Origin of the sequence: Pseudoalteromonas sp. T1lg10 (genome assembly GCF_002964545.1) — a bacterium.
Taxonomy (GTDB): Bacteria; Pseudomonadota; Gammaproteobacteria; order Enterobacterales; family Alteromonadaceae; genus Pseudoalteromonas.
This window is the reverse complement of record NZ_PQBV01000050.1, coordinates 1-760: the sequence shown is the minus strand read 5'-3', so window position 1 is coordinate 760 and position 760 is coordinate 1. Positions and strand designations below refer to the sequence as shown.

General features: G+C 60.0%; 1 protein-coding gene. It reads left to right on the top strand.

The annotated features are described in order from the left end of the window. Positions 1–760 (top strand): Ig-like domain-containing protein (locus C2M17_RS13285; RefSeq protein ID WP_199776024.1); only part of this gene is annotated, 760 nt, incomplete at both ends.

Genomic DNA, 760 nt, shown 5'->3' with positions numbered 1-760 from the left:
CGCCGACGGTGAACTGACCGTCACCATGACAGTGACCGACGCTGCCGGGAACACAGGCACGGTCACCGATACCACCACCTTGGATACGGGTGCACCTTCGGTGACCATCAACGATAACACCACCAATGACAGCACCCCGGCCTTGACCGGCACCATAGATGATCCAGAGGCGAGCATAGTAGTGACTGTCGAGGGGGTGGATTACACCGCCACCAACAATGGCGACGGCACCTGGACCTTGGTGGACGACACCTTGCCAGCGCTTATGGACGGTAGCTACCAGGTCACCGTGACTGCCACCGACGCGGCGAGTAACAGCGGCACGGCCACGGGTAACTTAGTCATTGATACCAGCGCGCCAACCACGGGCGATGGTGCGAACAGCGTCGCGTTCAATGACGGCGGCGATGAGTTGGTTAGCGCGAGCGAAGCGACCAACGTGACCCTTTCTGGCGTTGTCGAAGCCGGTGCCACCGTCGACAGCATCACCATCAGTGATGGTGTGACGACGATCACGGTACCGAGCTCGGCGATCAGCACAGATAGCAACGGTAACGTGACCGTCGTTGGGCAAGACCTTTCAGGTCTCGCCGACGGTGAATTGACCGTCACCATGACAGTGACCGACGCTGCCGGGAACACAGGCACGGTCACCGATACCACCACCCTAGATACGGGCGCACCTTCGGTGACCATCAACGATAACACCACCAATGACAGCACCCCAGCCTTGACCGGCACCATAGATGATCCAGAGGCG